Genomic DNA, 13,147 nt, shown 5'->3' on the forward strand with positions numbered 1-13,147 from the left:
GCCCTCTTACTCTCCTCTGACTATGGAGACGGACTGTACGAGAGATGAACTCCCGGCCAACGGTGGCGCCGCGGTCATAGCCCCGCTGCCCTCCGGGACCCGGTTGCTGCACATCGGCCCGCACAAGACGGGCACGACCTCGATCCAGGGTGCGCTGTTCGAGGTGAAGGACGCGATGCCGGAGCACGGCGTCGTCTTCCCGGCCTCCACTCGCCACCCCATGGAAGCCGTCCTCGCCGTCTGCGCCCGCCCCGGGATGCTGGGCAACACCAAGCCCACCGAGCGGCACTGGGAGCGGCTGGTCGAGCAGGTGGACGCGAGCGGCAAGAGCACCTCGGTGATCAGCAGCGAGTTCTTCGCCGACGCTCCGGACGACGAGACCATCGCCCGGGTCGTCGAGGAACTCGGCGGCGACCGGGTGCATGTGCTGATCACCCTGCGCCCGCTGGCGAGGATCATGCCCTCGCAGTGGCAGCAGTACGTGCAGAACGGCCTGCGCATGGGCTACGAGGACTGGCTCACGCACATGCTCCGCAAGGCGCCGTACGAGAAGCCCAACCCCAGCTTCTGGCGCCGGCACCGGCACGACCGGCTCGTCGAGCGCTGGGCCCGGGTGGTCGGGCCCGAGCGGGTCACCGTCGTCGTGGTCGACGACCGGGACAAAGGCGGCCTGATGCGCACGTTCGAGGCGCTGCTCGGTCTGCCCGAGAATCTTGTCCAGCCCGTTCCGGACACGGCGAATCGCTCGCTCACCCTCGCCGAGACCGAAATGCTGCGGAATCTTAATGTGGAATTCCGCGGCAATGGACTCCCGGACGAGCTCTATTCTCAGCTTGTCCGATACGGCGCCGTGATGCATATGAAGAATACGTGCGCTCCCGGTCCCGATGAGGTGAAGATCTGTACCCCGCAGTGGGCCCTTGAGGCCGCCGCCGAGATCGGTGCCGAGATGGCCGGGCGGATCGGCGCCATGGGGGTACGGGTCCTGGGGGATCCGGGGCTGCTGTCGGTCGTGCCGAAGCCGGTCGCGCGCACCGCGGCGGAGCCGCTGATCGCCCCCGAGGTGGCCGCACACGCCCTGTATGGCGCGCTGGCGGCGGCCGCCGCGGCTCCCGTCAAGCACTCCGCCCCCACCAAGGCGCGTACCGTTCACCAGACGTCTTCCAAGGAGCTGGTGAAGGTGCTCGGGCACCGGTGTCTGAAGCGGCTGGGGAGACGCTGAGCCGCTCGGGCATCACGCTCCGCAATGCCGATCACCTGTGGAGTTACTCACAGCAATTCCACGAGGTGCCCGCGGAAAGTGGCGCCCATGACCAGGTGTGCAAGGTGAATGACAGGTTGCGCGCACATATGCAACGGAGGTCGCTCACCTTGCACTGCGGTAACCACAAGTGGGACCATTTCGGTGTTCCCAGTCGCCCCGAGGTAGGTCACCTGTGTCACAGCACAATGCCAAGCCCCGTACCACCGCAGTGATCCTGGCCGGTGGTACCGGTCAGCGCGTGGGTCTCTCGATCCCCAAGCAGCTGCTGAAGATCGCCGGCAAGGCAGTCATCGAGCACACTCTGACCACTTTCGAGAAGGCCGACTCGATCGACGACATCATCGTTCTGATGGCGCCGGGCTATGTCGCGGACATCGAGAAGATCGTCGCCAAGGCCGGGTTCAAAAAGGTCTCCCGCATCATCGAGGGCGGCTCCACGCGGAACGAAACCACCGAGCGCGCCATCGCGGCGCTGGGCGAGGGCCTGGCCGAGGGCGAGGACCGCAACGTCCTCTTCCACGACGCCGTGCGCCCCCTGCTGTCGCAGCGCGTGATCGACGACTGCGTGGCCGCGCTGGAGCGCTACCAGGCCGTCGACGTCGCCATCCCGTCCGCCGACACCATCATCGTGACCCGTACGCACGGCGAGGACGGCGAGTTCATCACCGAGATCCCGGACCGCTCCCGGCTGCGCCGCGGCCAGACGCCCCAGGCGTTCAAGCTGTCCACGATCAAGCGGGCCTACGAGGTCGCGGCCGGCGACCCCAACTTCCAGGCCACGGACGACTGCACGGTCGTACTCCGCTATCTGCCGGACGTGCCGATCCACGTCGTCGCGGGCGACGAGTACAACATGAAGGTCACCCAGCCCGTCGACGTGTTCATCGCCGACAAGCTGTTCCAGCTGGCCTCCACCGCCACGCCCGAGCAGTTCGGCGAGGAGGCCTACCGCGAGCTGCTCGACGGCCGGACCGTCGTCGTCTTCGGCGGCTCGTACGGCATCGGCAAGGACATCTGCGAACTCGCCCAGTCCTTCGGCGCCCATGTCTACGCGCTGGGCCGCTCCACCACCGGCACGCACGTGGAGAACCCGGAGGAGGTCGACGACGCGCTGTCCAAGGCGTACGCCGAGACCGGGCGCATCGACTTCGTCGTCAACACCGCGGGCGTGCTGCGGATCGGCAAGCTCGCCGAGACCGACAACGCCACCATCGAGGAAGCGCTGAAGGTCAACTACCTGGCCCCGGTGCAGATCGCGCGCTCCTCGTACAAGTACCTGGCCGAGACCAAGGGCCAGTTGCTGCTGTACACCTCCAGCAGCTACACCCGCGGCCGCGCCGAGTACAGCCTCTACTCCTCGACCAAGGCCGCCATGGTGAACCTCACCCAGGCCCTGTCCGACGAATGGGCCGGCGACGGCATCCGCGTCAACTGCGTCAACCCGGAGCGCACCGCGACCCCGATGCGCACCAAGGCCTTCGGTGAGGAGCCCGCGGGCTCGCTGCTCTCCTCCGAGGCCGTCGCCCGCACCTCGCTCGACGTGCTGCTCTCCGAGCTGACCGGCCATGTCATCGACGTCCGCCAGCAGGACCCGACGGCGGGTGCGGCGAAGGCCTCCGGCTTCGAGGCGGCCCTGGCCTCGGTGCTGGACCGTCAGGACGGCGTGTAATAATCGAAGCCAAATAGCTTTAGGGAATTCAGGCCTCTGTGGATGCTCGTTAACGGGCTATTCACGGGGGCCTGTATCCGTACAGAACAAAACCGGCACTCCCCCCTCCAAGAGCAGGTTTCTTCGTGATTTCCACCGCTATTCGCGTCGCCCGGGTGGGCAGCGCGGCCGAGCTGGCCGCAGCGGTCCTCATGATGCTGGGCTACCCGGCACTCATGCTGGCCGCGCTCGTACCGAGCGTTCCCGCCTTCGCGGCCGCGGCCGCCGTGACGTATCTGGCGGACCACTATCTGCACCGCAAGGGCAGCTATCTGATCAACCGCCTGAGCAAGGTGCGTGCGGGTCTGTCGATCCGCTTCCTGATCCGGCAGCTCCTGCTGGTCCTGCTGCTGGCCCGTCTCTCCTTCGCGGACGACCTGATCTTCTACGGCGCGGTCGCCGGCTTCATCGCCTTCTACGGCCTTCAGGCCCCGCACGGCGCGCTGGTCACGCTGATCCGCAACCGCCGCCGGATGCCGGTCGCCACCCGCAATGTCGACCTGGCCTCCCGTATCCGCATCCCGGACGCCCCGCCGCGTCCGCTGCTGCACCGCTCCGCCGAGAAGATGCTCCACCTCGACCTCGCGGCCGTCGTCGGCGTGCTGGTCTCGGCGGCCATGGGGACGGCCGTCGCGGGCTTCATCGGCATCGGCGTCACCCTGTTCCTGGGCTGCCTGTACGTCCTCGCGCTGATGCCGTACGTCCGGGGCGCGAAGATCCCGCCGAGCGCGGACGCCGTGCTGGCCGCCGTCGACGACTGGCTGGGCGAGTACCGGCCTGGGACGGCGCTGTACTTCTCCGGGTCCAAGGACTCCGCGTACCAGGTCAACATGTGGCTGGAGACCATGGAGCAGTTGGACTCCAAGCCGCTGATCATCCTGCGTGAGCGGTCCATCCTGGAGCGGATGGCGCCCACCACGGTCCCCGTCATCTGCGTGCCCGGAGGGGTGCACCTGATGAACATGGACCTCTCGAACGTGCGCGTGACGCTGTACGCGGCGAACGTCGGCAAGAACATCCACATGCTGCGGGTCCCGACGATGAAGCACGTCTTCATCGGCCACGGCGACAGCGACAAGCTGGCCAGCGTCAACCCGTTCAGCAAGGTGTACGACGAGGTGTGGACCGCCGGACGCGCGGGCCGCGACCGCTACGCCATCGCCGACGTCGGTGTCCGTGACGACGACATCGTGGAGGTCGGCCGTCCGCAGCTGGCGCCGATCCAGACCGGACAGGGCGCGTCCGAGGGCCGCGTCCCGACCGTCCTGTACGCCCCGACCTGGGAGGGCTGGGACGACAACCCCGGCAACACCTCGATCCTGCTCGCCGGCGAGAACATCGTCCGCACGCTGATCAAGGCCGACCCGCCGGTCCGTGTCCTGTACAAGCCGCACCCCTTCACCGGCACGCGCAGCGCCGTGGCCAAGGCCGCCCACCTGCGCATCACCGCGCTGGTCGAGGACGCCGCCGCTGCCCGGCTCACGGCGGACATCGCGGCCCAGTCCGCCGCCAAGGCCGAGCTCGCCCGCATCGAGGCCCGTCTCGCCGAGCTGTCCGGCGGCTCCGAGAAGGGCGACGAGGCCGAGGCCACCCGCGACGGCGTGGTCGATGTCGCCAAGCACGAGGAGATCGCCCGGCTGCGCGCCGAGTGGAACGACGCCTACTGGCGCTCCTTCCCCGCCCACGAGCACCGCGTCATCACGGGCGCCGAGCCGCGTCTGTACGACTGCTTCAACGTCTCCGACGCGATGGTCTCCGACATCTCCAGCGTGGTCTCGGACTTCATCGCCAGCGGCAAGCCGTACGCGGTCACCGACTCCGCGGAGCTGGGCGAGGAGGAGTTCAAGCGGCAGAACACGGCCGTGCGCGCCGCCGTCATCCTCAGCAACAGCGCCGCCGAGCTGGGCAGGCTGCTGGCCGCCGTCCGCGACCCGGCCGCGGACCCGCTGGCCGCGGACCGCAAGGAGCTGAAGCAGTATCTGCTCGGCCCGGACGAGCCGACGTCCATCGAGCAGTTCAACACCGCCGTGGCGAACCTGGCGTTGAAGGCCGAGACCCGCAACCTCGGCCAGGAGTCACGGATCACGACGACGGAGGCGGAGCTGACGGGCTGACCGACCGCCGCGGACGAAGGGCCCCCGAGGAGTGAATCCTCGGGGGCTCTTTCCGTTCCCGATGAACAGACGTCACCTGGAATTCGTATGACGTAGGTCACTAATTCATGAGGTCCAGGCAACCGCTTCCCACATTCATCCGTCTACTGGTTTGCAAATAAGGAGACACGGGGGGAAATGTCCCGTTAGCGAGGGGGAAAACGTGACCGTGGCGCAGCCTGATGTCAGCGTGATCATCGGGGCGTACGAAGCGATGCCGTATCTGGTCGAGTGCCTGGCATCCGTCGAGGCACAGACCATCGACCCGGAGCGCATCGAGGTCATTGCGGTCGACGACGGTTCGACGGACGGCACGGGGGAGTATCTGGAGGAGTTCGCGGCCCGGGTGCCCATGCATGTGACCGTGATCCGGCAGGACAACTCGGGCGGCCCCAGCGGCCCGCGCAACGTCGGCCTGGGCAAAGCGTCCGGGCGGTACGTCTTCTTCCTCGACGCCGACGACCGGCTGGGCGCCGAGGCCCTGGAGCGGATGGTCGCGATGGCCGACCGCAACGGCACGGACGTCGTCCTCGGCAAGGTCGAGGGCATCAACCGCAAGCCGCCCAGGTCGATGTGGGGCAAGACGCTGGAGCGCACCGACGTCTACTCCTCCAACATCAAGTTCACGCTCAGCGCGCAGAAGCTGTTCCGCCGCGCGCTGCTGGACCGGCACGGCATGCGGTTCGACGAGTCGCTGTGGACCGGTGAGGACGCGCTGTTCACGATGGAGGCCTATCTGCGGGCCGACGGCGTCTCGGTGGTCGCGGACCACGTCTGCTACTACCTGGTGGGCCGCGAGGACGGCAAGCATGTGACGAAGAGCGGCAGCTACACCCTGCGCTTCGACTCCGCCCGTGCCCTGATGCGGCTGATCGCCGACCTCGTCCCGGCGGGCCCGCGCCGCGACACGCTGATGGTCCGCCCCTTCCTGATCACCCTGCTGCCGCAGTTCGGCCCCAAGTTCCTCAAGGACAGCGAGCAGATACGACAGCACAAGCTGGAGCTGGCGAAGCCGCTGATGGACGCCTACTGGACCGACGAGGTGGCCCGCCGCCTCAAGGTCGAGGAGCGGCTGCGGCTGCACCTGGTCGCCGGGCAGAAGCCTGAACTCCTCGTCGAGGTACTGGAGTTCCTCAGGGCGAAGAAGCAGGCGGCCGCCCTCCTGGAGAAGAAGGGCCGCCGCGTCTACCTCGCCTACCCCCGCTTCCGCGACCGCACGACCGGCATACCCGACGCCGTCTACCTCGCCGAACCCCGCGAGGCCCGTGCCTTCCACGGCTACCGCGAGGGCGGTGCCGACTCGTTCGCGAGGAAGGTCGTCCGCCGAGTGCGCCGGGTGCTGCCCGCGTCGGGGATGCGGACGGCGGCCTGACGCCGCGGCGCAGTTGCTCTTGACGATGGGAGGGCCTCGCGGGATGCCGCGAGGCCCTTGGGGTTATTGCCGTCCCGACTGGAGTGCTCGGCGGATCGGGCGTCCGACGACCCGTCGGGCCTTGCGGTAGACGGAGGTCGGGGGCGTTGCGGGCTGGTTCGACCGCTTCAGGTCCCGCTTCAGCTTGGCGTTGTCCACGGCCAGTTCGGCGATACGGGTGTGCAGCCAGCCGAACCGGGAGGTGAGCGAGGCGATGTCCGTGTCGTTCCAGGGGCGGATGCCGGCCGGGAAGGCCAGCGCGCGCATGCGCTCGTCGAAGGCCGCGCCGCCGTCGCCGTGCGTGAAGGTGTTCCGCAGGCCGTTGCGGTCCAGGAACGCCGTGAACCGCTCGAAGCGTTCCTGGTGGCCGCCCGTCAGCTCGGTGAGGTCGGCCACCTCGTACAGGCTCGCCGGATCGACCCCGTCGGGCAGCTGGTCGATCCTGCGGTGCGGGATGCCGAAGTAGCGGCACAGCTCCAGCGTGCGGGAGTCGCCGCACAGCACGGTCGCCGGGGTGCCGGCCAGCAGCGCCGCGATGTTGCCGTGGATGCGGGAGCCGAAGGAGAAGTCGAACCCGCGCAGGTCGTCGATCCACGTGATCGGATCGACGTAGACGCGGACCTTGTCCTCCCGGTACATCGGGTGGTCCGGGTGGGTCGGCATGGCGGTGACCTGGCTGTTCGGGTCCGAGAGGTCCCGCCAGTGCAACTGCCGTGCGTCGCTGAGGTTCTGGCCGACGAAGCGGAGGTGCGGATAGCGCTCGTGGGCGTCGCCGATGATCCGGTCCAGGCCCTGTGACCGCACCGCGCTGTGCGAACCGTTGACGGCGATCCGGGAGTCGCCGGTGAGCTCCGGCCGCCGCTTGGACACGGCGAGTTCCTTGCCGTACAGGAACAGCGACGGGCAGCCGATCACCTCGACGTCCCTGAACCCCATGTCCGTCAGGTACTTCTCGGTGAACTCGCCCCGCACGCCGATCGAGGCGCTGCGGTCGAGCACCGCCGAGACGAATTCGCGCACGGCCGGCTCGATGGGCTTCAGCCGCGCCGGGTCGTAGTTCAGCCCGGTCTGCGCGCCCACGCCCATCACGACCACGGGAATCCGCAGCTTGCCGATCAGCCGCGTCAGCCGCTTCAACTGCTGCTCGAACGACGGCCGGAACGCATTGGCCAGCGGTACGACGAAGACGTCGTACTGCTCGTTGATCCGGGCCGCCGCCGCCACGTCCGTACGGATGCCGTTGGAGACGACCTCCGTGTCCGGTGTCTCCAGGATCTTGTGCGCGGCATCGCTGAAGATCAGGTTGCCGGAGTTGGTGGCGAACACATCTCGGTGAAGGGCTTCTTCGACGGGGACCACGTCGTACGGGCTCTTCCCGGAGCGGAGCAGGATGCGCTGTACACGGGCATCCCGATGATCTTTTGTTGGCACATCGTTCACATTAAGTTTGCATGGGCTTTTATTTCCATGCGCGGCCCGTACAACCTTTTTTCCGAGTGCGACCCGTGAGCGCACGGTTACGGGACGCATGTCCAGGGGCTGATATCGATGCGCGGCTCCTGGCCCCCTTCGCGTAGATTGCGGACAGCCGATGTGCGAGGGGACGGAAAGCGAAGTGGCAGGGGCAAGGCAGGCCGTGGGCGAGGCCCGCAGGGTCGTCGTCAAAGTGGGATCCTCGTCGCTGACCACCGCGTCCGGCGGTCTGGACGCCGACCGGGTCGACGCGCTCGTCGACGTCCTCGCCAAGGGGCGCAGCGGGGGAGAGCGGGAGATCGTCCTCGTCTCCTCCGGCGCCATCGCCGCCGGACTCGCCCCGCTGGGCCTGCGCCGCCGCCCCAAGGACCTCGCCCGCCAGCAGGCCGCCGCCAGCGTCGGCCAGGGCCTGCTCGTCGCCCGCTACACCGCCTCCTTCGCCCGCTACGGCGTCCGCGTCGGCCAGGTGCTGCTGACCAGCGACGACATGAGCCGCCGCGCCCACCACCGCAACGCCTCCCGCACCCTCGACAAGCTCCTCGCGATGGGCGCCCTCCCCATCGTCAACGAGAACGACACCGTCGCCACGGACGAGATCCGCTTCGGCGACAACGACCGCCTCGCCGCCCTCGTCGCCCATCTCGTACGGGCGGATCTGCTGGTCCTGCTGTCCGACGTCGACGGCGTGTACGACGGCGACCCCAGCAGGCCCGGCACCTCGCGGATAGCGGAGGTCCACGGCCCTGAGGATCTCGCGGGTGTGGAGATCGGCAGCGCGGGCAAGGCGGGCGTCGGCACCGGCGGCATGGTCACCAAGGTCGAGGCCGCCCGGATCGCCGCCGCCGCCGGTATCCCCGTGGTGCTGACCAGCGCCGTCCACGCGGCCGAGGCGCTGTCCGGCGGCGACACCGGCACCCACTTCCACCCCACCGGCAAGCGGTCCGCCGACCGGCTGCTGTGGCTCCAGCACGCGTCCACCCCGCAGGGGTCGCTGACGCTGGACGACGGCGCGGTGCGGGCGGTCGTCGAACGCCGCAAGTCGCTGCTGCCGGCCGGAATCGCGGCCGTCGAGGGCGAGTTCAGCGCGGGCGACCCCGTCGAGCTGCGCGACACCGAGGGGCGCGCGGTGGCCCGCGGGCTCGTCAACTTCGACGCCAAGGAGATCCCCCAGCTGCTCGGCCGCTCCACCCGGGAACTGGCCCGTGAGCTGGGCGCCGCGTACGAACGGGAAGTCGTACACCGGGACGACCTGGTGATCCTGCACCCGTAAAAGGTGGACGTTGCGCAAAACAGCCCCATGGCGGCTTGCGGCCTGCTCAACTTTGTCTTAGGGACCCATCCCCTGGGGACTCGATCCCCTGGGGGCCATTCCGCATGACCATCGGGTAAGGAGGCCGTCGTGAGACGAGTGCGCCCTGGGGCGGCGGCGTCCCGCGATGGTGTCGCCTCCCGGGCGGGCGGCGAGGAGCGCGCCCTGACCAGCGTCGCGGCCGGCGACCGGTACGAGCAGCCGAAGGACGCGCCCCGGCTGTGGCACGTCACGCTGAGCGTCTCCGGCGCCGAGACCCCGCTGACGGAGGTACGGCGCTGCCTAGAGCAGCTGGCCCACGACCACCCCTTTCTGCTGACCAGCCGCTACGCCAACGACCACGCCGAGATCCGCTACTGGGAAGAGGCCCGCGACCTGCACGACGCGGCCGCCGTCGCCCTGCGCCTGTGGGGCGAGCACCGGCAGTCCGCCGGGCTGCCGCCCTGGGAGATCGTCGGCCTGGAGGTCATCGACCGCGAGACCTACCACCAGCGGATCGCGGAGGGATACGGCCCGCCACCGGCGTCACCGGTGGGCGTACATCCCTATTGAGCGGTCGTTTTGCGGAGTCTGAGCGGCTTGTCTCGGGGTTTGGGATGCAAGCAGGACCGACCCGTTCGGCGCACTACGCTTCCCTCATGACCACGCTTTCGCCGTACGACTCGATGTCCCCGGTCACCCGGGCCGCCTACCGCGCCAAGGCCGCCGCAGCCGACCTCGCGCCGCTGCCGCGGGCCGAGAAGGACGACGCGCTGCTCGCCATCGCGGACGCGCTGGAGGTCCGTACCAGCGAAATCGTCGAGGCCAACGCCAAGGACATCGCCAAGGCGCGCGAGGCCGGCACCAGCGAGGCCATCGTCGACCGGCTGACCCTGACGCCGGAGCGGGTGCGGGCCATCGCCTCCGACGTGCGGGACGTCGTGGCCCTGCCGGACCCGGTGGGCGAGGTTGTCCGCGGCTCGACCCTCCCGAACGGCATCGACCTCCGCCAGGTCCGCGTCCCGCTGGGCGTCGTCGGGATCATCTACGAGGCCCGCCCGAACGTCACCGTCGACGCCGCCGCACTGTGCCTGAAGTCCGGCAACGCGGTGCTGCTGCGCGGCTCCGCCTCCGCCTACGAGTCGAACAGCGCCCTTGTGCGGGTCATCCGGGACGCCGTGGGCGGGGCCGGGCTGCCCGCCGACGCCGTGCAGCTCGTGCCCGGCGAGAGCCGCGAGAGCGTGCGCGAGCTGATGCGGGCGCGCGGTCTGGTCGACGTACTGATCCCGCGCGGCGGCGCCTCCCTGATCCAGACGGTCGTCTCGGAATCCACCGTCCCGGTCATCGAGACCGGCGTCGGCAACTGCCACGTCTACGTCGACGCCCACGCCGACCTCGACATGGCCATCGACATCCTGATCAACTCCAAGGCGCAGCGCGTCAGCGTGTGCAACTCCGCCGAGACCCTCCTGGTCCACCAGGACATCGCGCCGGAGTTCCTGCCCCGCGCCCTGGACGCCCTCGCGGAGGCCGGGGTCACCGTGCACGCCGACGAGCGGGTGCTGGCGTACGCGAAGGACTCGCAGGCCACGGTGGTCGAGGCCACGCCGGAGGACTGGGAGACCGAGTACCTGTCGTACGACATCGCCGCGGCGGTCGTCGACTCCCTCGACAAGGCCGTCGAGCACATCCGGCTGTGGACCTCCGGTCACACCGAGGCCATCGTCACGACCTCCCAGCAGGCCGCCCGCCGCTTCACCCAGCTGGTCGACTCCACGACGGTCGCGGTGAACGCCTCGACCCGCTTCACCGACGGCGGCCAGTTCGGCTTCGGCGCCGAGATCGGCATCTCCACGCAGAAGCTGCACGCCCGCGGTCCGATGGGGCTGCCGGAGCTGACCAGCACGAAGTACATCGTCACCGGGGACGGGCACGTACGGCGCTGAGACGGCGCCCGGGCGCGCGGCCTGGGCATATGCGTGGGACACGCGCCCCCGGCTCGCCCCGATGCCGCACGAGAGGTGTCTCACCAGGCGGATGAATTTCCATACCGTCTGCCCAAATTGACCCCCCAGGTCTACTCTGGATCCGTGCCGGAGGACGTGGGGGGCACGCCGTTCCCTGACGGCTGGGAGCCCGACGACGACCACGACCGCGGGGTGTCGGACGAAGAGTTCGCCTCCGTGGTCTTTGACGAGGCCTTCGTACAGGCGGCCGTGGTGCACGAGCCGACCGCCGTCGAACGCCTCCTTGCCGCCGCCCAGGCCAGAGCGGAGGCCTCCGAGGCGGAGGCCCGCCGGGCCCACGGCAGAGGCGAGCGTTACGAAGAAGGCTTCGGCCCCGACGATCGCGGCGGTTTCGGCCATGATCGGGAGCTCGACGACCTGGACGACCCCGACACCCTCGACAGCCGGTACGGCGCCCCGGGGACGTACGGCAAGCAGGTCCGCTGGCACCGTCCCGTCGCCTGGATCCTCGCGCTCGTGATGGGGATCGGCATGGTCGCGCTGGCTTTCTCCGCGGTCTACCGCGGCGCGTCCTCCGGCAATCGGGACCAGGTCCCGCCGCCCGCCTCCACCGGCCTGGAACAGGGCACTGCGGCGGCACCCTCCGCTTCCGCCGACTATTCCCAGCCGCCGGCCTCCGCGACCCCGCGCACGCCCTGACCACACCGCCCGGGCGCGCCCTGACCGTCCTGGTGAGAACCTGTCAGAACTTGTCGTGTACCAGGGCGTTTACCGGGCCCTTCGGAGACCTACTCTGAAGATATGGGAGGGCTTGGAGACCCACCCGAGGGGACACCTGAGGGCGCCCCCGGAGGTGGCGAGGAAGAGTACCGATCCGTCGTCTTCGACGAGTCGTTCGTCCGTGCTGCCCGCCTCCAGGAGTTCTCCGCCCAGGAGCGCATCGCCGACCACGCGCCCGCCGTACGACGCCGTCCTCCCCTGCGCCGGGGCCTGTCCCGGCAGGCCCTGATCCTGGTCCTTCTGATCGCGGTGGCCTTCGGCACCGCGATCTATATGGGTGTACGGCACCCCTACCAGACCCCGCAGGCGCAGCAGCCCGTCGAGCCACTGCGGATGACCGTCATCCCGCTCGCCCCGCAGGGCAAGGTGCCCGGCGCGGCCGACCCCGAGGACCTGTTCGCGCACAGCCCCGCCGCGCAGTACCGCGTCGGCGCCGAGGGCATACCGCTGCCCGCCACGCGGCGCACCGCGCACTTCTCGGACAGCCAGGTCGTCAGCGCCCTGAACACCGCCAAGGACTACCTCGTACGCTCCTCCCTGTACCCGGAGGTGCTCACCGGCGGACAGGTCCGCCCCGTCCGGGTCCTGGTCGCCCCGGACCAACTCGACCAGTTCGACCAGAGTTTCAAGCAGCCGTCCGCCGACGGCAGGCATACGCCGACCGGATGGCTCGTTCGCCTCGATCCCAACGGTGCCGAGCTGGCCGACGACAAGATCCGTGTCCAGGGCAGCATGCACGCGGCCGAGACCGACTCGTCCACGCTCGAGGTCACCTCGGACCACACCTTCGTGTACGCGCTACGGCCCATCGGCGCCGACGAGAAGGCCGAGTCGTCCCTGTTCACCGTCCGCCGTGAGCTGCACTTCCGCTTCGACCGCGACGACCTGCGCCTCCAGCAGGCCCAGCTGGTCGTCTCCTACGTCCAGGCCGGGCCGGTCTCCTGCGCCGACGACTCCACCAACCATCTGCGCCCGCTGCTGGCCGGCCAGACCGCCAAGGCCGGCGGCCCCGCCGGCACGGACCCCTACGCCACGGGGAGCGCAACGGCGCTGTGCGGGACGCTGGCCCAGAGCGCGCAGCCGAAGGTGTGAATCCGGGCCTC

Annotated in this window: 10 protein-coding genes; 9 read left to right on the forward strand and 1 reads right to left on the reverse strand. The window is 69.4% G+C overall.

The genetic code is table 11. The features are described 5' to 3' along the window. The first annotated feature begins 22 nt into the window (after window positions 1–22). The 4 genes from ACIHFB_RS07435 to ACIHFB_RS07450 all read left to right on the forward strand — a co-directional run bounded on the left by ACIHFB_RS07435 (window position 23) and on the right by ACIHFB_RS07450 (window position 6,497). Window positions 23–1,222 carry a hypothetical protein gene (locus ACIHFB_RS07435; RefSeq protein WP_400125803.1) on the forward strand — a complete coding sequence of 400 codons (1,200 nt, stop codon included), beginning with the start codon at window positions 23–25 and terminating at the stop codon, window positions 1,220–1,222. 214 nt (window positions 1,223–1,436) lie between these two features. Next, window positions 1,437–2,933, forward strand: a complete 1,497-nt coding sequence (locus ACIHFB_RS07440) for a bifunctional cytidylyltransferase/SDR family oxidoreductase (RefSeq protein ID WP_365279165.1) — start codon at window positions 1,437–1,439, stop codon at window positions 2,931–2,933. Between the two features lie 125 nt (window positions 2,934–3,058). Next, window positions 3,059–5,086, forward strand: a complete 2,028-nt coding sequence (locus ACIHFB_RS07445) for a hypothetical protein (RefSeq protein WP_400125805.1) — start codon at window positions 3,059–3,061, stop codon at window positions 5,084–5,086. Window positions 5,087–5,288: 202 nt separating this feature from the next. Beyond that, complete coding sequence (locus tag ACIHFB_RS07450; protein ID WP_400125807.1) at window positions 5,289–6,497, forward strand: glycosyltransferase family 2 protein; 1,209 nt, start codon at window positions 5,289–5,291, stop codon at window positions 6,495–6,497. Window positions 6,498–6,560: 63 nt separating this feature from the next. On the opposite strand, the gene ACIHFB_RS07455 is transcribed toward ACIHFB_RS07450, so the two are convergent. Continuing rightward, window positions 6,561–7,967: a polysaccharide pyruvyl transferase family protein gene (locus tag ACIHFB_RS07455; RefSeq protein WP_400125809.1), complete on the reverse strand. Its 1,407-nt coding sequence runs from the start codon at window positions 7,965–7,967 to the stop codon at window positions 6,561–6,563. Window positions 7,968–8,172: 205 nt separating this feature from the next. On the opposite strand from ACIHFB_RS07455, the gene proB reads away from it, so the two are divergent. The 5 genes from proB to ACIHFB_RS07480 all read left to right on the forward strand — a co-directional run bounded on the left by proB (window position 8,173) and on the right by ACIHFB_RS07480 (window position 13,136). Then, window positions 8,173–9,279, forward strand: a complete 1,107-nt coding sequence (gene proB, locus ACIHFB_RS07460; protein ID WP_365279580.1) for a glutamate 5-kinase — start codon at window positions 8,173–8,175, stop codon at window positions 9,277–9,279. Window positions 9,280–9,417: 138 nt separating this feature from the next. Next, a complete protein-coding gene (locus ACIHFB_RS07465; protein ID WP_210590103.1) occupies window positions 9,418–9,870 on the forward strand; it encodes a hypothetical protein in 453 nt (150 codons plus the stop codon). A gap of 86 nt (window positions 9,871–9,956) precedes the next feature. Beyond that, window positions 9,957–11,243, forward strand: a complete 1,287-nt coding sequence (locus tag ACIHFB_RS07470; RefSeq protein WP_365279156.1) for a glutamate-5-semialdehyde dehydrogenase — start codon at window positions 9,957–9,959, stop codon at window positions 11,241–11,243. Between the two features lie 117 nt (window positions 11,244–11,360). Then, window positions 11,361–11,963, forward strand: a complete 603-nt coding sequence (locus ACIHFB_RS07475) for a hypothetical protein (protein ID WP_400125811.1) — start codon at window positions 11,361–11,363, stop codon at window positions 11,961–11,963. 102 nt (window positions 11,964–12,065) lie between these two features. Continuing rightward, window positions 12,066–13,136, forward strand: a complete 1,071-nt coding sequence (locus tag ACIHFB_RS07480; protein WP_365279150.1) for a hypothetical protein — start codon at window positions 12,066–12,068, stop codon at window positions 13,134–13,136. Window positions 13,137–13,147 lie beyond the last annotated feature (11 nt).

This window comes from Streptomyces sp. NPDC051963 (assembly GCF_044593495.1).
GTDB lineage: Bacteria > Actinomycetota > Actinomycetes > Streptomycetales > Streptomycetaceae > Streptomyces.